Source organism: Nocardioides aquaticus, assembly GCF_018459925.1.
Lineage (GTDB): Bacteria > Actinomycetota > Actinomycetes > Propionibacteriales > Nocardioidaceae > Nocardioides > Nocardioides aquaticus.
Genome location: NZ_CP075371.1, coordinates 4,195,655 through 4,212,599, shown reverse-complemented (window position 1 = coordinate 4,212,599; position 16,945 = coordinate 4,195,655). Strand labels below are relative to the sequence as shown.

The window sequence follows — 16,945 nt, the reverse complement described above, 5'->3', positions numbered from 1 at the left end:
GCCCATGACCACCACGCCCGAGAAGGCCCAGCACGACCAGCGCACCGACCTGGTCACCGTCACCATCGACGGGGTCCAGACCAGCGTGCCCAAGGGCACCCTGGTGATCCGGGCCGCCGAGCAGGTCGGCATCCAGATCCCGCGGTTCTGCGACCACCCGCTCCTGGAGCCCGTCGGCGCCTGCCGCCAGTGCCTGGTCGAGGTGCCCGACGCCGGCAACGGCCGCGGCATGCCCAAGCCGCAGGCCTCGTGCACGCTGCCGGTCGCCGAGGGCATGGTGGTCAGCACCCAGGCCACCAGCGACGTCGCCGACAAGGCCCAGCAGGGCGTGATGGAGTTCCTGCTGGTCAACCACCCGCTGGACTGCCCGGTCTGCGACAAGGGCGGGGAGTGCCCGCTGCAGAACCAGGCCATGTCCAACGGGCGGGGGGAGTCGCGGTTCTCCGGCTCGGGCGGGGTCAAGCGGACCTACCCCAAGCCGATCAACATCTCCGCCAACGTCCTCCTCGACCGGGAGCGCTGCGTGCTCTGCGCGCGCTGCACCCGCTTCTCCGAGCAGGTCGCCGGCGACCCCTTCATCGCGCTGGTCGAGCGCGGCGCGCTGCAGCAGGTCGGCATCTACGAGAAGGAGCCGCTGCAGTCGTACTTCTCGGGCAACACCATCCAGATCTGCCCGGTGGGCGCGCTGACCTCGGCGGAGTACCGCTTCCGCTCGCGGCCCTTCGACCTCGTCTCCACCCCGGCCGTCGGTGAGCACGACGCCTGCGGCGCCGCGATCCGCGTCGACCACCGTCGCGGCAAGGTGATGCGCCGCCTGGCCGGCAACGACCCCGAGGTCAACGAGGAGTGGATCACCGACAAGGACCGCTTCGGGTTCGCCTACACCCACGAGCAGGACCGGCTGACCTACCCCCAGGTGCGCGACGAGGACGGCTCGCTGCGCCCCGCGTCCTGGCCCGAGGCCTTCGCCGTCGCCGCTCGCGGTCTGGAGCGGGCCCGGACCGCCGGCGGCGTCGGGGTGTTGCCCGGCGGCCGGCTGACCGCCGAGGACGCCTTCGCGTACAGCTCCTTCGCCCGGGTCGCGCTCGGCACGAACGACGTCGACTTCCGCGCCCGCCCGCACTCCGCCGAGGAGGCCGACTTCCTGGCCTCCACGGTCGTGCTGGGCACGCCCTGGGACGGCGGGGTCTCCTACGCCGACCTCGAGACCGCCCCGGTCGTCGTGCTGGTCGGGCTGGAGCCCGAGGACGAGGCCGGCACGATCTTCCTGCGGCTGCGCAAGGGGGTCCGCGACGGCACCACCCGGGTCGTGTCCGTCGCCCCCTTCGCCTCCCGCGGGCTGGAGAAGCTCGACGGCCGCCTGGTCGCGACCGCGCCCGGCGAGGAGGCCGCCGCGGTGGCGTCCCTGGTCGAGCAGGGCGAGTTCGGCGTCGACAAGCACGCCGTGGTCCTCCTCGGCGAGCGCCTCGCCACCTCGCCCGGCGCCTTCTCGGCCGCCGCCGCGCTGGCCGCCCGCACCGGTGCCCGGCTGGCCTGGGTGCCGCGCCGGGCCGGTGACCGGGGCGCGGTCGAGACCGGCTGCCTGCCCGGCCTGCTGCCCGGCGGACGACCGGTGGCCGACCCGGCCGCCCGCGTCGACGCCGCCGCCGCCTGGGGCGTGCCCACGCTGCCCGACGCCGTCGGCCGCGACGCCGACGCGATCGTGGCCGCCGCGGCCGCAGGTGAGCTGGCCGGGCTCGTGGTCGGCGGGGTCGACCCCGACGACACCGCGGACCCGGCCGCCCTCCGGGCCGCGCTCGCCGCGGCCTCCTTCGTGGTGTCGCTCGAGCTGCGCGAGACCGACGTGACCCGCGCCGCGGACGTGGTCCTGCCGGTCGCCCCGGTCTGCGACAAGCCCGGCACCTTCGTCACCTGGGAGGGACGGCCGCGGCCGTTCGACGCCGTCTTCGCCGACCCGCGCTCGCTGCCCGACACCCGGGCGCTGGCGGGCATCGCCGAGGAGCTCGGCCGCCCGCTGGGCTTCCGTACGCCCGAGCAGGCGCGCGCCGCGATGGAGCAGATGGGTCCCTGGGACGGTGCCCGCCCGGCCGCCCCGCAGGTCCCCGCGGCCGCACCCGCGACCGGGGAGGGCCTGGTGCTGGCCAGCTGGAAGCAGATGCTCGACGACGCCTCGCTGCTCGACGGCGACAAGTACCTCGCCGCCACCGCCCGCCCGGCCGTCGCCCGCGTCGCACCGTCCGCGCACGCCGCCCTCGGCGACACCGTCACCCTGACCGGTGACCGCGGCACGCTCACCCTGCCCGTCGTGCCCACCGCCGGCCTGCCCGAGGGCGTCGTGTGGGTCCCGGCCCGCTCCGCCGCCGGCGGCGTGCTGGCCGACCTCGCCTCCCCGGGCACCCGCGTCACCGTGAGAGGAGCCGAGCAGTGAGCCTCGACGTCTTCGGCCAGGACCCGTGGTGGCTCTCGGCCATCAAGGCCGTGATCATCTTCGTGATCCTGGTCCTGCTCACCCTGTTCAACATCTGGTGGGAGCGCAAGGTCGTCGCCCGGATGCAGCACCGCATCGGGCCCAACGTGCACGGCCCCTTCGGCCTGCTCCAGTCCCTCGCCGACGGCGTGAAGCTGGCGCTGAAGGAGGACATCGTCCCCAAGGCCGCCGACAAGGTGGTCTTCATCATCGCCCCGGTGATCACCGTGGTGCCGGCGTTCGTGACCTTCTCGGTCATCCCCTTCGGCCCCGAGGTCGGCGTCCCGTTCAGCGACCTCACCACGCCGCTGCAGCTCACCGACATGCCCGTGGCCGTGCTGTTCGTGATGGCGATCGCCTCGATCGGCATCTACGGCATCGTGCTCGGCGGCTGGTCGAGCGGGTCGACGTACTCCCTGCTCGGCGGGCTCCGCTCGAGCGCGCAGATGATCTCCTACGAGGTCTCGATGGGCCTCGCGCTGGTCGCGGTGTTCCTCTACGCCGGCTCGCTGTCGACCTCCGAGATCGTCGCGGCCCAGGAGGACTGGTGGTTCGGGCTGGTCCTGCTGCCCAGCTTCGTGGTCTACGTGATCTCGATGGTGGGGGAGACCAACCGCGCCCCGTTCGACCTCCCCGAGGCCGAGGGCGAGCTGGTCGGCGGGTTCCACACCGAGTACTCCTCGCTGAAGTTCGCGCTGTTCTTCCTCGGCGAGTACATCAACATGGCCACCGTCTCGGCGCTGGCCACCACGCTGTTCCTCGGCGGCTGGCGCGCCCCGTTCTGGATCGACCGGCTCTACCCCGGCTTCAACGAGGGCTACTGGCCGGTGCTGTGGTTCTTCGGCAAGGTCCTCGCCTTCATCTTCATGTTCATCTGGCTGCGGGGGACGCTGCCGCGGCTGCGCTACGACCAGTTCATGGACTTCGGCTGGAAGGTGCTGATCCCGGTCTCGCTGGCCTGGATCGTGGCGGTCGCCGCGATCCGCGCCGCCACGCTCGACGGCGGCCTGGACCGCCAGGGCCTGATCGTGGTCGGTGCCGTCGTCGCCGTCGTCCTGGTCGGGCTGCTGTTCGTCGGCGGCGACGAGTCCGAGGACGTCTCCCCGGTCGCCGAGCCGACCGGTGCCTTCCCGGTGCCGTCCCTGCCCGAGGGTGGTGCCGTCCGCGGCGCCGCCGCGCCGCTGGTCTTCCCGACCTCGGCCACCCCGACCACGCGCGGCACCACCGCCACCGCCACCCGCACCGCCCACGAGGAGAGCTGATGGCAGACAAGCCCCAGGGGCCCACGCTCAAGGAGCAGTTCTGGGACCCCGTCGCCGGCTTCGGCGTCACCTTCCGGACGATGTTCCGCAAGGTGGTCACCGAGCAGTACCCCTTCGAGAAGCTGCCCACCGCGCCCCGCTTCCACGGACGGCACCAGCTCAACCGGTGGCCCGACGGGCTGGAGAAGTGCATCGGCTGCGAGCTCTGCGCCTGGGCCTGCCCGGCCGACGCGATCTACGTCGAGGGCGACGCGAACACCGACGAGCACCGGATGTCGCCCGGGGAGCGGTACGGCCGCGTCTACCAGATCAACTACCTGCGCTGCATCCTGTGCGGGCTGTGCATCGAGGCCTGCCCGACGCGCGCGCTGACGATGACCAACGAGTACGAGCTGGCCGACGACAACCGCGCCGACCTGATCTACGAGAAGTCCGACCTGCTCGCCCCGCTGCTGCCCGGCATGGAGCAGCCGCCGCACGCGATGCTGCTGGGCGACGACGAGGCCGACTACTACCGCGGGACGTACGCCGCCCCCGCCCCGGCGGGCCGGGAGGGCGAGCGGTGATCGCCTTCTGGGTCCTCGCGCCGATCATGGTGATCTGCGCGGTGGGCATCCTCGTCGTGCGCAAGGCGGTCCACGCCGCCCTGCTGCTGGCCGTGGTCATGATCAGCCTGGCGGTGCTCTACGCCGTCCTGGAGGCGCCGTTCCTGTTCGCGGTGCAGATCATCGTCTACACCGGCGCCATCCTGATGCTCTTCCTCTTCGTGGTGATGCTCGTGGGCGTCGACGCCTCGGACTCCGTCGTGGAGACCATCCGCGGCCAGCGGCCGATGGCGATCGGGATGGGCCTGGTGCTCGGCGTGATCCTGGTCCTCGGGGTCGCGCAGCTCTCGCTGGGCACGATGGTCGGGCTGGCCGAGGTCAACGCCCCGGGCAACATCCAGGCGCTGGCCGACCTGCTGTTCTCGCGCTACGTCGTGGCCTTCGAGGTCACCGCGGCGCTGCTGATCACCGCCGCGCTGGGCGCGATGGTGCTCGCGCACCGCGAGCGCCTGGTGCCCAAGCCGAAGCAGGTCGACATGGCCCGCCGCCGGATGGCGGAGTACGCCGCGACCGGCAAGCACCCCGGCCCGCTGCCCCCGCCGGGCGTCTACGCCCGCCACAACGCCGTCGACACCCCGGCCCTCCTGCCCGACGGCAGCGCCGCGCCGACGTCGGTCTCCCGGGTCCTGCTGGCCCGCGGGACCGTCCGCCCGGCCCCCCGCCAGGACGTCACCGACGTGGCCGCCGCGGCGCAGGGCGTACCCGGGGGCGCCGGCTCGCCGGCGCCGACCACCTCGGGCGCCAACACCGAGAACCCCGCCCACGACCTCTCCCGACGTGACGAGGAGGGACGCCCGTGAGCGGCGACGTGACGCCCTACATCGTGCTCTCCGCGATCCTGTTCACCATCGGCTCGGTCGGGGTGCTCACCCGGCGCAACGCCATCGTGGTGTTCATGTGCGTCGAGCTGATGCTCAACGCCTGCAACCTCGCGTTCGTCGCCTTCGCGCGACAGCACGGCAACCTCGACGGGCAGGTGGCGGCGTTCTTCGTGATGGTCGTCGCCGCGGCCGAGGTCGTCGTGGGACTGGCGATCATCATGACCATCTTCCGTACCCGTCGCTCGGCCTCGGTCGACGACGCGAGCCTGCTGAAGTTCTGAGGGACGGATGTCTGCACTCACCCTGCCCGTGCTGCCGATGGTCGAGGCGGTGCCCCTCGTGGACCCGTCGACCGCCGACGGCACGTTCTCGCTGCTCTGGCTGGTCGTCGGCCTGCCGCTGCTCGGCGCCGCCGTGCTGCTGCTCGGCGGCCGGTTCACCGACCGCTGGGGCCACTGGCTGGCCACGGCCCTGCCGATCGGCTCCTTCGCGATCAGCGTGCTGCTGTTCGTCGAGCTCCTGGGACGGGGGGAGGAGGAGCGGCAGGTCGTCCAGCAGCTCTACACCTGGATGCAGGTCGGCGGGCTCGACGTCGGCTTCGACCTGCTCTACGACCCGCTCTCGGCGCTCTTCCTGCTGCTGATCACCGGGGTCGGCTCGCTGATCCACGTCTACTCGATCGGCTACATGGCGCACGACCCGCGCCGTCGCCGGTTCTTCGGCTACCTGAACCTCTTCGTGGCCGCGATGCTGGTGCTCGTCCTCGCCGAGAACTACCTGCTGCTGTTCCTCGGCTGGGAGGGCGTCGGCCTGGCCTCCTACCTGCTGATCGGCTTCTGGCAGCACAAGCCGTCCGCCGCCGCGGCGTCGAAGAAGGCCTTCGTGATCAACCGCGTCGGCGACATGGGGCTGTCCCTGGCGATCATGCTGGCGTTCGTCTACTTCGGCACGACCAGCTTCACCGGCATCAGCGCGGTCTCCGGCGAGGCCTCCGAGGCCGCGATGACCGCGTTCGGCCTGCTCCTGCTGCTCGGCGCCTGCGGCAAGTCCGCCCAGGTCCCGCTCCAGGCGTGGCTGCTGGACGCGATGGAGGGCCCGACCCCGGTCTCGGCCCTGATCCACGCCGCGACCATGGTCACCGCCGGCGTCTACCTCGTGGTCCGCTCGAACTTCGTCTTCGAGAACGCCCCCGCCGCGCAGACGGTCGTGGTCGTCGTGGCCACCGTGACCCTGCTGTGGGGTGCGGTGATCGGCTGCGCGAAGGACGACATCAAGAAGGTGCTGGCCGGCTCCACGATGAGCCAGATCGGCTACATGATGCTCGCCGCGGGCCTCGGCACCGCCGGGTACGCCTTCGCGATCTTCCACCTGCTGACCCACGGGTTCTTCAAGGCCAACATGTTCCTCGGCGCCGGCTCGGTCATGCACGGCATGGACGACGACGTCGACATGCGCCACTACGGCGGGCTGGCCCGGGCGATGCCGATCACCTTCGCCACCTTCACCCTGGGCTACCTGGCCATCATCGGCTTCCCGGGCTTCTCCGGGTTCTGGTCCAAGGACCTGATCATCGAGGTCGCCCTGACCGAGAACCTGCTGGTCGGGCTGTGCGCCCTGCTCGGGGCCGGCGTGACCGCGTTCTACATGACGCGGCTGATGCTGATGACCTTCGCCGGTCGCAAGCGGTGGCTCGAGGGCGTCCACCCGCACGAGTCGCCGTCGCTGATGACCGTCCCGCTGATGGTGCTGGCCGGCCTCTCCGTCGTCGGCGGCGTGATGATCCTCGGCGAGTGGATCGTGCACTGGCTCGAGCCGGTCACCGGTGAGGAGGCGCACGGCGAGCCGCCGCTGCCGATCATCGTCATCACGCTGATCACCGTGGCCACGGTCGCGGTCGGCGTCGCCCTGGCCTGGGTCCTCGTGGGGCGCCGGGAGGTGCCGGCCACCGCCCCGACCAGGGTCTCCCTCGCGACCCGGGCGGCCCGCGCCGACCTCTACGGCGACGCGATCAACGACGGCCTCGTCGTCCAGCCCGGGCGCAGCCTGGTGCACGGCCTGGTCGGTTTCGACCGGGCCGGCGCCGACGGCGCCTTCACCGGCACCGCCCGCACGATCGCCGCCCTCGGCAGCGTCGGCCGACGGATCCAGACCGGCTTCGTGCGCTCCTACGCCCTGTCCCTGCTCGGCGGCGTCCTGGTCGTCGTCCTCGCGCTGCTGGCGGTGAACCTCGGATGAACCTGCCCCTCCTCACCCTGCTCTGCGCCGTGCCCCTCGTGGGCGCGGTCGCGGTCGCCTTCCTGCCCTCGCGGCTGGCCCGGCCGGTCGGCCTGGCCGTCTCGCTGCTGACCCTGGTCGTCGCGGCCGTCATCGCAATCGACTACAGCCCCGGCGGCGGCTACCAGCACACCGAGAGCTACTCGTGGATCCCGTCGTTCGGGGTCACCTACTCCCTCGGCGTCGACGGCCTCGGGCTGCTGATGGTGCTGCTCACCGCCGTGCTGGTGCCGATCGTGCTGGTGGCCGCCTGGCGCGACACCGACGGCGCCGACCAGGGCAGCCCGCGGGCGTTCTTCGCCTGGGCGCTGGCCCTCGAGGGCCTCTCGCTGCTGGTCTTCACCGCCACCGACGTGTTCCTGTTCTACGTCGTCTTCGAGGCCACGCTGATCCCGGCGTACTTCCTGGTCGGCGGGTTCGGCCGGCGCGGCCGCGGTGCCGCGGCCTCGAAGTTCCTGCTGTTCCAGCTCGGTGGCGGCCTGGTGCTGCTCGGCGCGGTGATCGGGCTGTACGTCGTCTCGGCCCAGCAGGGCACCCCGTCCTACCTGCTCTCCGACCTCGTCGAGCTCGACCTCGACTCGACCGCCGGCCGCTGGCTGTTCGTCGGCTTCTTCATCGCCTTCGCGATCAAGGCGCCGCTGTTCCCGGTGCACACCTGGCTGGCCGACACCACCGAGAAGGCCACCCCGGCCACCAGCGTGCTGCTGGTCTGCGTGCTCGACAAGATCGGCACCTTCGGGATGCTGCGGTTCTGCCTCGGGATCTTCCCCGAGGCTTCGGACTGGGCGACGCCGGTCGTGATGGTGCTGGCGCTGATCTCGATCGTGTACGGCGCGCTGCTGGCCATCGGGCAGGACGACGTGATGCGCCTGATCGGGCTCACCTCGCTGTCGCACTTCGGCTTCATCGTGCTCGGCATCTTCGCCACCTCCACCCAGGGCATCTCGGGCTCGGTGCTCTACATGGTCAACCACGGTGTCGCCACCGCCGCGCTGTTCCTGCTGGCGGGCTTCCTGGTCCACCGCAGCGGCACGGCCTCGATCCGCGAGATGGGCGGTCTGGAGAAGGTCACCCCGGTGCTCGCCGGGCTGTTCCTGGTGGCCGGGCTGGCCACCGCCGGGCTGCCGGGCCTGAGCCAGTTCGTCTCCGAGATCCTGGTGCTGATCTCCGCCTTCGACTACGCCCCCTGGGCGGGCGCGGTGGCGGTGAGCGGGATCGTGCTGGCCGCGATCTACGTGCTGTGGCTCTACCAGCGGGTGATGACCGGGCCGACGCCCGAGCACCTCGTCGCCACGATGGAGACGACCCGGGCCGCCCGCAAGGGCGGGCGCCACGACCTCGGCGCCCGCGAGCTCGGCGCCGTCGTGCCGCTGATGGTCGCCCTGGTCGCCTTCGGGTTCTACCCGCAGCCGCTGCTCGACCTGGCCAACCCGTACGCCGAGCAGCTGCAGCAGCAGATCGGCATCACCGACCAGGACCCGTACGTCCCGGCCGCCGCGCCCGAGGAAGGTGAGTGAGCATGGAGTTCACCGAACCCACGCTGAACTACGTCGAGCTCTCCCCGATGCTCGTGGTCCTCGGCGTCGCCTGCCTCGGCGTGCTGGTCGAGGCGTTCACCCCGCGCCGGCTGCGCCACGTCGCCCAGGTCTCGCTGGCCGCGGTCGGCCTGGTCGCCGCCCTCGCCCTCGTGCTCTACGTCGGCGCCGGCCTCGAGAGCGTCGGTGACGGCGCCGCGCTCGGCCTCTTCGCGGGCGCCGGCACGGTCGTCGTCGACGGCCCGTCGGTGTTCCTGTGGGGCCTGATCCTGGTCTTCGCGATCGCCGGCGTCGCCCTGTTCAGCGAGCGCCGGCTGGAGGACGGGGTCTCGGCCTTCGCCGCCCAGGCCGCCGCCCTGCCCGGCACCGAGGCCGAGCGGGAGGCCTCGACCCGCGGGCTGGACCACACCGAGGTCTACCCCCTGCTGATGTTCGCCGTCGGCGGGATGATGCTGTTCCCGGCCTCGGGCGACCTGCTCACGATGTTCGTGGCCCTCGAGGTCCTCTCGCTGCCGCTCTACCTGCTCTGCGGGCTGGCCCGGCGCCGGCGCCTGCTGAGCCAGGAGGCGGCGATGAAGTACTTCCTGCTCGGCGCCTTCTCCTCCGGCTTCTTCCTCTACGGCGCGGCCATGGTCTACGGCTTCGCGGGCTCGATGGAGCTCGGTGCGATCTCGGAGGCGGTGGCCAACGACACCGAGAACGGCGTGCTGCTCGCGCTCGGGATCGGCCTGCTCGCCGTGGGCCTGCTGTTCAAGGTCGGCGCCGCGCCGTTCCACAGCTGGACCCCCGACGTCTACCAGGGCGCCCCGACCGCGGTGACCGCGTTCATGGCCGCCGCCACCAAGGTGGCCGCCTTCGGCGCGCTGCTCCGCCTCTTCTACGTCGCCTTCGGCTCCGACCGCTGGTCGTGGGAGCCGATGATGTGGATCATCGCGATCCTGACCATGCTGGTCGGCTCGGTCCTCGCGGTCGTGCAGACCGACGTCAAGCGGATCCTGGCCTACTCCTCGGTCGCCCACACCGGGTTCCTGCTCACCGGGCTGCTCGGCCTGCAGTCCGCCGGGGAGCTGGCCGACGGCCAGGTCACCTCCCTGCAGGCGGTGCTGTTCTACCTGGCCACCTACGGCTTCGCCACCATCGGCGCGTTCGCGATCGTTACGGTCGTGCGGGACGCGAGCGGCGAGGCCGGTGCGCTCGAGGCCTGGGAGGGGCTCGGGCGGCGCTCCCCGCTGACCGCGGGCGTCTTCGCCTTCTTCCTGCTCTCGATGGCCGGCATCCCGCTGACCGCCGGGTTCGTCGGCAAGTGGGCGGTCTTCACCGTCGCGCTGGCCGCCGGGGCGTGGCCGGTCGTGCTGGTGGCGATCGCCTCGAGCGTGATCGCGGTGTTCTTCTACATCCGGATGATCCGGGTGATGTTCTTCGTCGGCGACGACGAGCCCGAGGACCGCGACGCGGTCGGCGCCGGCACGGGCGCTGGCGCGGGGGGCCGTACGGGCTCCACCGCGCTGGAGGTGCACGGCTCGACGACGCTGCTGACCCGGGAGAAGGCCGGCGTCACCACCGCCTCGACCGCCACCGTGGCCACGATCGCGCTCTGCGCCCTGGTCACCCTGGCCCTCGGCGTGGCACCGGGCCCGCTGCTCGAGCTCGCGGCGGGCGTGGGAGGCTTCCTGCGGTGACCACCCCGCAGACCGACCTCGCGCTGCCCGTCGGCGACGCCGACCTCGCCCGCCGGCTCCAGGAGCGGATGGCGCGGGTCGAGGAGTCCCTGGCCGGGCACGTCGTGGGTCGCTCGCAGTTCGTCACGGACGCCGCGCGGCACCTCCTGGAGGCCGGCGGCAAGCGGTTCCGGCCGCTGCTGGTGCTGCTCGCGGCCGAGGCCGGCGAGGACCCCGGCAACGTCGACGTCGAGGTCGCGGCCTGCGTCGTGGAGATCACCCACCTCGGCTCGCTCTACCACGACGACGTCATGGACGAGGCCGACCTGCGTCGCGGGGCCGACTCGGCGAACGCCCGCTACGACAACCTCGTGGCCATCCTGACCGGGGACTTCCTCTTCGCCCGGTCCTCCGAGCTCACCTCCCGCCTGGGCCGCGACGCCGTGCGGATCCAGGCCGAGACCTTCACCCGGCTGGTCGAGGGCCAGATCCTGGAGACCGTGCCCCCGGGGCCGGGGGAGGACCCGCTCGAGCACTACCTCGAGGTGGTGGCCGGCAAGACCGGGTCGCTGATCGCGACCTCGGCGCGGTACGGCGCCCGCTTCTCCCACGCCCCGGCGGAGGTCGAGGAGGCGCTCGCGGCGTACGGGGAGATCGTCGGGTCCGCCTTCCAGCTCTCCGACGACATCCTCGACGTCGCCTCGGAGTCCGGGGAGTCCGGCAAGACGCCGGGCACCGACCTGCGTGAGGGCGTCCCGACGCTCCCGGTGCTGATGGCGCTGGCCTCCGGGGACCCCGCCGACGCGCGGCTGCACGAGCTGCTGCGGGGTGACCTGTCGGCCGACGGCCCGCACGCCGAGGCGCTCGCCCTGCTGCGCGCGCACCCGGCCATGGAGCAGGCCCGGCGCTACGTCGTGGCCCGCGCCGACGAGGCCAAGGCGCTGCTGACCGTCCTGCCCGAGGGCCCCGTCCGCGCCGCCCTCGAGGCGTTCGCCGACGTGGTGGCGGTCCGCTCGACCTAGACGGTCGCGTCGCGGACGTCGGCGCGACGTGTCGCGAGCACCTCCCGGCGGTGGCGCAGGCTCTCGACGGTGAAGACCGCGAGCGCGAGCCAGACCAGCGCGAACCCGGCCCAGCGGCCCGGGGGCATGTCCTCGCCGACGACGAGCACGCCGACCGCGAACTGCAGGACCGGCGTCAGGTACTGCAGCAGCCCCAGGCTCACCATCGGGATCCGGGTGGCGGCGGCCGAGAAGCAGATCAGCGGGACGGCCGTGACCAGGCCGGCCGAGGCCAGCAGCAGTGCGTGGGCGACGCCCTCCGTCGTGAAGGTCCCGGCCCCGGTGGCGCCGAGCCACACCAGGTAGCCCACGGCCAGCGGCGAGACGACCGCGGTCTCGAACGCGAGACTCTCGACCGCGCCGACGTCGGCCCGCTTCTTGGCCAGGCCGTAGGTGCCGAACGACACCGCCAGCGCGAGCGCCACCCACGGCGGGCGACCGTAGTCCCACGTCAGCACGGCCACCGCGACGCCGCCGACGCCGACCGCGAGCCACTGGCCGGGGCGCAGGCGCTCCCGGAGCAGGAGCACCCCGATCAGCACCGTCACCAGCGGGTTCACGAAGTAGCCCAGAGACGTCTCGACCACGCGCCCGGCGTTGACCCCGTAGATGAAGACCGCCCAGTTGACGGTGATGGTGAGGGCGGCGACGACCAGCAGGGACCGGGTCCGGGGGTCGACCACGATCGCGCGCAGCGCGGAGATCTTGCCCAGCAGCGCCACCAGCAGCAGCATCGTGACCAGGGACCAGACCATCCGGTGGGCCAGGATCTCCAGCGCCCCGGCCGGGCGGAGCAGCGGGAAGAACAGCGGGAACGCACCCCAGAGGCCGTACGCCGCGACGCCGAGGAGCAGCCCGTCGCGGTGCCCGTCCCGCGGCCGGTCGTCTTCCACCGGTCCAACGTAAGGCCGGTCTTCGGCCCCTCCGGGGGCGGGGCCGGGTTATGGTCCGCACGGTCGTGCCCCTCCCTGGCCGGCCAGGACCGTCCACCCCGAGGAGAACCCCATGACCCTGCGTCAGACCCTGGGCCGCGCCGCCGGCGCCGCCCTCACCGTGGCCCTGATGGGCCTGGCCGTGCCCCCCACCGCCACCGCCGCGCCCGCACCCGCGCACGACGGCCGTACGGTCCCCGTGGCCAGCAGCGCGAGGGTCGGCGTCGCGGCGGCCGAGAAGCCGTTCCGCACCATCACGCTCGACGGCGAGATGGTCGAGCCCGGCCGGTTCCGGATCATGGGACAGGTCTCGCCGGCCTACGCCAAGCGGCCGGTCCTGGTGGAGCGGAAGCTCGGAGGCGGCGTGTTCAAGCCGTACAAGAAGCTGACGACGACGAAGCGGAGCAAGTACGGCACCTCGGTCGCGCCCCGCAAGGACCTCGGCAAGGTCATCTACCGGGTCAGGACCAGGGAGACGCCCGACTACGCCGAGTCCTTCGGCGACCACATCTACGTGATCCGCACCAAGCGCGGCTGAGCCCCCGCCGGGGCGTCGGTGCCGGCCCGACGGGTGGTCTGATCCGCCGCGCCCATCGTCCCCATCGGGCCGGAAACGGGGCTAAGGTCCCGACGGCGCCTGCCCCGTAGGGCGCCGACCAGCCGCCGGGCAGTCGTGCCCGTACCCGAGGAGAACCCATGTCCCTGCGTCACACCACCGGTCGCGTCGTCGGCGGCGCCGTCGCCGTCGCCCTGCTCGGCCTCGCCGTCCCCGGCCAGTCCTCCGCCTCCGCCTCCGACGAGGGCCGCGGGGCGAGCATCTCCGAGGTCGCTCCGGTGGCCGCCGACGAGGCCGTCGCCGCCCGGCGCGCGACCCGCACCATCACGATCGTGGGCAAGGAGCCGCGCCCGAGCCAGTTCTTCATCTCCGGCAAGGTCCGTCCGGAGTACGACCGCAAGCAGGTCATCGTCCAGCGCAAGGTCGGCAAGAAGGGCACGTACCGGACCTACAAGCGGATCAAGACCAACGGCCAGAGCCGCTACCGCACCGGCGTCGCGGAGCTGAACCGCCGGGGCAAGGTCTACTACCGCACCAAGACCGTCGGCACGAAGAAGTTCAAGGGGTCCTTCAGCAACGGCGCCATCGTCATCACGACGTTCTGAGCCGGTCCGCTCAGACCACCGTCCAGGTGTCGCCGCCCCCGATGAGGGCGGCCAGGCGGTCTGCCTGGTCGCCCGGGGCGGCGTCCCGGGCGGTGCTGAGCTGGGCGCGCGCCTGGTCGTCGTAGGTCGGGCGGTCGACCTGGCGGAAGATCCCGATCGGGCTCTGGCGCAGGTAGCCCGCGTCGGTGAGCCGGCTGATCGCGAAGGCCGTCGTCGGGTCGTCCCGGGTGGCGTCGTGCACGAGCAGCGCGTCGAGACCGACCTCGGCGACGTCGACCACCCGCACGCCTCCGGTGGTCGTGTCCCGGGCCAGGCCGCGGCTGCCGCCGCCGTCCTCGGCCGGGGCGCCGAACCGGACCGGGCGCCCCTGCTCGAGGGGGATGATCGCGTCGGCCTTGGTGTCGCGGTCCTTGATCGCGTCGAACGCCCCGTCGTTGAAGATCGGGCAGTTCTGGTAGATCTCCACCAGGCTGGTCCCGCGGTGCGCGGCCGCGGCGGCCAGGACCGCGGTGAGGTGCTTGCGGTCAGAGTCGATGGTGCGCGCCACGAAGGTCGCCTCGGCTCCCAGCGCCAGCGAGACCGGGTTGAACGGGTGGTCGACCGAGCCCATCGGGGTGGACTTGGTGACCTTGCCGGCCTCGGAGGTCGGGGAGTACTGGCCCTTGGTCAGGCCGTAGATCCGGTTGTTGAAGAGCAGGATCGTCATGTTGACGTTGCGGCGCAGGGCGTGGACGAGGTGGTTGCCGCCGATCGACAGCGCGTCCCCGTCCCCGGTCACGACCCACACCGAGAGGTCCTCGCGCGCGGTGGCGATGCCGGTCGCGATCGCCGGGGCGCGGCCGTGGATCGAGTGCATGCCGTAGGTGTCGAGGTAGTACGGGAAGCGGCTCGAGCAGCCGATCCCGGAGACGAACACGATGTTCTCGCGGCGTAGGCCGAGGTCGGGCAGGAACGACTGGACCGCCTTGAGCACGGCGTAGTCGCCGCAGCCGGGGCACCAGCGCACCTCCTGGTCGGAGGTGAACTCCTTGCCGGTCTGCGCCGGGGCGTCCGCGTCGAGGGCGGGCACGCCGTCGGTGCCGGTGCGCAGGGCGGGGGACGGCAGGTCGGCGGTGGTGCTCACTGGTGGACCTCCTGGGACGTGGCGACGGTCAGGTCGAGCTCGTGCACGGGTACGCCCTCGGTCTCGGCGACCAGCTCGCCGATGGCCTGGGCCAGGGCGGCGGCCTTGAGCGGGAGCCCGTTGACCTGGTGGTAGCCGCGGGCGTCGACGAGGTAGCGCGCGCGCAGCAGGGTGGAGAGCTGGCCGAGGTTCATCTCGGGCACGAGCACCCGTTCGTAGCGGGCGAGGATCTCGCCGAGGTCGTGGGGGAACGGGTTGAGGTGGCGCAGGTGCACCTGGGCGACGTGGTGGCCGGAGCGTCGGACCCGGCGTACCCCGGCCCCGATCGGGCCGTAGGTCGAGCCCCACCCGATGACGAGCACCTTGGCCTGGCCGGACGGGTCGTCGACCTCGAGCGGCGGCAGGGAGTCCGCGACGGCGTCGACCTTGGCCTGGCGGGTGCGCACCATCCGCTCGTGGTTGGCGGGCTCGTAGGAGATGTCGCCGTGGCCCTCGCCCTTCTCCAGCCCCCCGATCCGGTGCTCGAGGCCGGCCGTGCCGGGCACGGCCCAGGGCCGCGCCAGGGTGTCCTCGTCGCGCAGGTACGGCCAGAAGTCGGCGGTCTCCGCGCCGTCCTTGCCGGTCGAGACGTGGTTCGTGGCCGTCGCGAAGCCGGGGTCGATCGCCGGGAGGTCGTCGACCTCCGGGATCCGCCACGGCTCGGAGCCGTTGGCCAGGTAGCCGTCGGAGAGCAGCATCACCGGGGTCCGGTAGGTCACCGCGATCCGGGCGGCCTCGATCGCGGCGTCGAAGCAGTCGGCCGGGGAGCGCGGGGCCACGATCGGCACCGGCGCCTCGCCGTTGCGGCCGTACATCGCCTGCATCAGGTCGGCCTGCTCGGTCTTGGTCGGCAGGCCGGTCGACGGCCCGCCGCGCTGGACGTCGACGACCAGCAGCGGCAGCTCGGTCATCACCGCGAGGCCGATGGACTCCGACTTCAGCGCCACGCCCGGCCCGGACGTGGTGGTGACGCCGAGGGAGCCGGAGAAGGCCGCGCCGATCGCCGCACCGATGCCCGCGATCTCGTCCTCGGCCTGGAAGGTGGTCACCCCGAACGCCTTGTGCTTGCTCAGCTCGTGCAGCACGTCGGAGGCCGGGGTGATCGGGTAGGACCCGAGGAACACCGGGAGGCCGGACCGGACGCCCGCGGCGACCAGCCCGTACGCCAGGGCGAGGTTGCCGGTGATGTTGCGGTAGGTGCCGGCCGCCATCGGGGCCGGCTTCACCTCGTAGCGGACCGCGAACGTCTCGGTGGTCTCGCCGAACGCCCAGCCGGCCTTGAAGGCCGTGATGTTGGCGTCGCGGATGTCGGGGACCCGGGAGAACCGACGGTGCAGGAACTTCTCGGTGTGCTCGGTGGGGCGGCCGTACATCCACGACAGCAGGCCGAGGGCGAACATGTTCTTGGCGCGGGAGGCGTCCTTGCGCGACAGCCCGAACTCCTTGACCGCCCCCACCGTCATCCCGGTGAGGTCGACGGTGTGCACCGCGAACTCCGCCAGCGGCGAGCCGGGCTCGTCGAGGGAGTCCAGCGGGTTCGCGTCGTAGCCGGCCTTGGCCAGGTTGCGGGTGGTGAAGTCGTGGGTGTCGACGATGATGGTCGCGCCGCGCGGGAGGTCGGGCAGGTTCGCGCGCAGGGCGGCGGGGTTCATCGCGACCAGCACGTCCGGGGCGTCGCCGGCGGTGAGGATGTCGTGGTCGGCGAAGTGCACCTGGAAGGAGGAGACCCCGGGCAGGGTCCCCTGCGGTGCGCGGATCTCGGCGGGGAAGTTCGGCAGGGTCACCAGGTCGTTGCCGAAGGCCGCCGACTCCTGGGTGAACCGGTCACCGGTGAGCTGCATGCCGTCACCGGAGTCGCCGGCGAAACGGATGATGACCCTGTCGAGCTGCTTGACCTCGGTCGCCACGGCCGTCCTGTTCCGTCGGGGGGTCTCGCCGACGCCGGCGAGCGCCTCGCCACGATAGCCCGCACCCCCGGGGCCGCCTCGTGATCTCGGTCCGTGGCGG

Annotated in this window: 14 protein-coding genes; 11 read left to right on the top strand and 3 right to left on the bottom strand. The window is 72.5% G+C overall.

Features of this window, described 5'->3' with window-relative positions; all coding sequences use genetic code 11:
* The first annotated feature begins 4 nt into the window (after positions 1-4).
* The 9 genes from ENKNEFLB_RS20445 (at position 5) to ENKNEFLB_RS20405 (ending at position 11,644) form a co-directional block, all read left to right on the top strand.
* Positions 5-2,428 (top strand): NADH-quinone oxidoreductase subunit G, encoded by a 2,424-nt coding sequence (locus tag ENKNEFLB_RS20445; protein ID WP_214057035.1) that lies wholly within the window; start codon positions 5-7, stop codon positions 2,426-2,428.
* On the top strand, positions 2,425-3,729 hold the full coding sequence (nuoH, locus tag ENKNEFLB_RS20440) for an NADH-quinone oxidoreductase subunit NuoH (RefSeq protein WP_214057034.1): 1,305 nt from the start codon (positions 2,425-2,427) through the stop codon (positions 3,727-3,729). The genes ENKNEFLB_RS20445 and nuoH overlap by 4 nt, the downstream gene beginning before the upstream one ends.
* Positions 3,729-4,295 (top strand): NADH-quinone oxidoreductase subunit NuoI, encoded by a 567-nt coding sequence (gene nuoI / locus ENKNEFLB_RS20435; RefSeq protein ID WP_214057033.1) that lies wholly within the window; start codon positions 3,729-3,731, stop codon positions 4,293-4,295. Before nuoH ends, nuoI begins: the two co-directional genes overlap by 1 nt.
* Positions 4,292-5,134 (top strand): NADH-quinone oxidoreductase subunit J, encoded by an 843-nt coding sequence (locus tag ENKNEFLB_RS20430; protein WP_214057032.1) that lies wholly within the window; start codon positions 4,292-4,294, stop codon positions 5,132-5,134. Before nuoI ends, ENKNEFLB_RS20430 begins: the two co-directional genes overlap by 4 nt.
* A gap of 8 nt (positions 5,135-5,142) precedes the next feature.
* The gene (gene nuoK / locus ENKNEFLB_RS20425) at positions 5,143-5,436 is read left to right on the top strand and encodes an NADH-quinone oxidoreductase subunit NuoK (RefSeq protein ID WP_160011526.1); all 294 of its coding nucleotides are present in this window, start codon (positions 5,143-5,145) and stop codon (positions 5,434-5,436) included.
* Between the two features lie 37 nt (positions 5,437-5,473).
* Entirely contained in the window at positions 5,474-7,390 is a 1,917-nt protein-coding gene (nuoL, locus tag ENKNEFLB_RS20420) for an NADH-quinone oxidoreductase subunit L (RefSeq protein WP_214059630.1), read from the top strand.
* Complete coding sequence (locus tag ENKNEFLB_RS20415) at positions 7,387-8,946, top strand: NADH-quinone oxidoreductase subunit M (RefSeq protein WP_214057031.1); 1,560 nt, start codon at positions 7,387-7,389, stop codon at positions 8,944-8,946. The genes nuoL and ENKNEFLB_RS20415 overlap by 4 nt, the downstream gene beginning before the upstream one ends.
* A 2-nt stretch (positions 8,947-8,948) precedes the next feature.
* Complete coding sequence (gene nuoN / locus ENKNEFLB_RS20410) at positions 8,949-10,643, top strand: NADH-quinone oxidoreductase subunit NuoN (protein ID WP_214057030.1); 1,695 nt, start codon at positions 8,949-8,951, stop codon at positions 10,641-10,643.
* A 68-nt stretch (positions 10,644-10,711) separates the two neighbouring features.
* Positions 10,712-11,644 carry a polyprenyl synthetase family protein gene (locus ENKNEFLB_RS20405; RefSeq protein ID WP_214059629.1) on the top strand — a complete coding sequence of 311 codons (933 nt, stop codon included), beginning with the start codon at positions 10,712-10,714 and terminating at the stop codon, positions 11,642-11,644.
* On the opposite strand, the gene rarD is transcribed toward ENKNEFLB_RS20405, so the two are convergent.
* Entirely contained in the window at positions 11,641-12,576 is a 936-nt protein-coding gene (gene rarD, locus ENKNEFLB_RS20400) for an EamA family transporter RarD (protein WP_246535696.1), read from the bottom strand. The two genes, ENKNEFLB_RS20405 and rarD, sit on opposite strands and share 4 nt — an antisense overlap.
* 112 nt (positions 12,577-12,688) lie before the next feature.
* Here rarD and ENKNEFLB_RS20395 point away from each other — a divergent pair, with 112 nt between their 5' ends.
* Positions 12,689-13,153, top strand: a complete 465-nt coding sequence (locus ENKNEFLB_RS20395; protein WP_214057029.1) for a hypothetical protein — start codon at positions 12,689-12,691, stop codon at positions 13,151-13,153.
* A 158-nt stretch (positions 13,154-13,311) separates the two neighbouring features.
* Positions 13,312-13,776: a hypothetical protein gene (locus tag ENKNEFLB_RS20390; RefSeq protein ID WP_214057028.1), complete on the top strand. Its 465-nt coding sequence runs from the start codon at positions 13,312-13,314 to the stop codon at positions 13,774-13,776.
* 10 nt (positions 13,777-13,786) lie between these two features.
* Here the strand turns inward: ENKNEFLB_RS20390 and ENKNEFLB_RS20385 are convergent, their stop codons facing one another.
* The gene (locus ENKNEFLB_RS20385) at positions 13,787-14,899 is read right to left on the bottom strand and encodes a 2-oxoacid:ferredoxin oxidoreductase subunit beta (RefSeq protein ID WP_420830515.1); all 1,113 of its coding nucleotides are present in this window, start codon (positions 14,897-14,899) and stop codon (positions 13,787-13,789) included.
* A complete protein-coding gene (locus ENKNEFLB_RS20380) occupies positions 14,896-16,845 on the bottom strand; it encodes a 2-oxoacid:acceptor oxidoreductase subunit alpha (protein WP_214057027.1) in 1,950 nt (649 codons plus the stop codon). Before ENKNEFLB_RS20380 ends, ENKNEFLB_RS20385 begins: the two co-directional genes overlap by 4 nt.
* Positions 16,846-16,945: the final 100 nt, after the last annotated feature.

Coding starts and splice junctions, on each gene's coding strand:
- ENKNEFLB_RS20445 (WP_214057035.1), top strand. CDS start 5: ATGACCACCACGCCCGAGAAGGCCCAGCACGACCAGCGCACCGACCTG.
- nuoI (WP_214057033.1), top strand. CDS start 3,729: ATGGCAGACAAGCCCCAGGGGCCCACGCTCAAGGAGCAGTTCTGGGAC.
- nuoL (WP_214059630.1), top strand. CDS start 5,474: ATGGTCGAGGCGGTGCCCCTCGTGGACCCGTCGACCGCCGACGGCACG.
- ENKNEFLB_RS20415 (WP_214057031.1), top strand. CDS start 7,387: ATGAACCTGCCCCTCCTCACCCTGCTCTGCGCCGTGCCCCTCGTGGGC.
- nuoN (WP_214057030.1), top strand. CDS start 8,949: ATGGAGTTCACCGAACCCACGCTGAACTACGTCGAGCTCTCCCCGATG.
- ENKNEFLB_RS20405 (WP_214059629.1), top strand. CDS start 10,712: ATGGCGCGGGTCGAGGAGTCCCTGGCCGGGCACGTCGTGGGTCGCTCG.
- ENKNEFLB_RS20395 (WP_214057029.1), top strand. CDS start 12,689: ATGACCCTGCGTCAGACCCTGGGCCGCGCCGCCGGCGCCGCCCTCACC.
- ENKNEFLB_RS20390 (WP_214057028.1), top strand. CDS start 13,312: ATGTCCCTGCGTCACACCACCGGTCGCGTCGTCGGCGGCGCCGTCGCC.